This is a genomic window from Streptomyces sp. JW3, assembly GCF_052216785.1.
Classification (GTDB): domain Bacteria; phylum Actinomycetota; class Actinomycetes; order Streptomycetales; family Streptomycetaceae; genus Streptomyces.
The window spans coordinates 1-1,500 of the sequence record NZ_JBQOUX010000238.1 but is presented as its reverse complement, the minus strand read 5'-3'; the positions used below and the strand labels follow the sequence as shown (position 1 = coordinate 1,500).

The following is a 1,500-nucleotide window of genomic DNA, read 5'->3' as shown; positions in this document are numbered from 1 at the left end:
GACAACTTGTGATCACTTTCGGTGCTCCCCCGCACCGTCGTCGCTGCATACCTGACGATCCAGGTCTGTGAGCGATATAGAGGTCGAGGAAGTCCTGTTCGCCGACCTGGACGGCCTGCGGGTCGACGATGTCGAGCTGAGTGAGGAAGCGATCACCGTGACGGCCCGTGCGCGCGCGGGCGACGCCGCCTGCCCGAGCTGCGGGGCAACATCGCGGCGGGTCCACAGCGGGTACGAGCGTCGCCTGGCGGACGCTGCGGTGGGTGGGCGGCCGGTGGTCGTGCACTTGCAGGTCCGGCGTTTCCGCTGCCCGGTCGCGGCTTGCCCCCGAGCGACGTTCGTCGAGCAGATCAACGGACTCACCTTCCGGCACGGGCGGCGTAGTCAGCGGCTGCACACCGTCTTGCAGGTGGTCGCGCTGATGTTGGCCGGACGCGCCGGCGCCAGGCTGGCCGAAGCGCTGAGCGCCGACGTCAGCCGTTCCACTCTGCTGCGGCTGATCCGGGCCCTGCCCGATCCGCCGACCGTGACACCGCGCGTGCTCGGCGTCGACGACTTCGCCCTGCGCAAGGGCCACGTCTACGGCACTGTGCTGATCGACGTCGAGACCCGTCGCCCGATCGACCTGCTCCCTGACCGCGAATCGGCGACCCTGGCCCGCTGGCTGGCCGACCACCCCGGCGTCGAGATCATCTGCCGGGACCGCGCCAGCGGCTACGCCGAAGGCGCCCGCCTCGGAGCCCCCGATGCCGTGCAAGTCGCAGACCGCTGGCACCTCTACCACAACCTCACCGAAGCCGTGGAACGCTGCGTGACCAGGCACTCCACTCAGCTGCGGGCCCCCGAACCAGAGCCCAGTCCGCAGGCGTCCGCCGCCGCGACCGCCGAGTTGGAGAAAATCACCGAGGCCGCGAAGGCGGAACGGAGCGCCCACCGTTGCGCAGACCGCACCCGTGACCGCCATCAGGAGATACACGCCCTGATAGGGAAGGGGCTCACCCTGCGTGCGATCAGCCGCGAGCTCGGCCTGGCCCGCAATACCGTGCGCAAGTTCGCCCGCGCGGCCACGGCCGAGGAGCTGAGCGAGGGCAAATGGCAGGGCCGCGCGAGCATCCTCGATGACTACAAGCCCTACCTCCACCAGCGGTGGCAAGAGGGCTGCACCAGCGCCAAGAAACTCTCCGACGAGATCAAGGCCGCGGGCTTCCGCGGCGGCTACTCGGTGGTCCGCGACTATCTCAATCCCTTGCGTGCCGGGGCCAAGCCCGCCGACCGGAGCCGGCCCCCGTCGGTCCGGGACGTGACCAGCTGGATCACCCGGCACCCCGACAACCTCACCCAGGACGAGAACCTGCAGCTCAAGGACCTTCTGGCCCGGTGCCCCGAGCTCAACACCACCGCTGAGCACGTCCGGGCCTTCGCCGAGATGATGAACGCGCGCGCCGGCGAGAAGCTCGCGACCTGGATCGACAACGTGAAGGCCAGCAGCCCGCCTGAGCT

The 1,500-nt window shown here is 69.7% G+C and carries 1 protein-coding gene; it reads left to right on the top strand.

The annotated features are described in order from the left end of the window. Positions 1 to 67: 67 nt before the first annotated feature. A partial coding sequence (locus tag ACTT8P_RS38275; protein WP_442836398.1) for an ISL3 family transposase occupies positions 68 to 1,500 on the top strand: 1,433 nt, incomplete at its 3' end.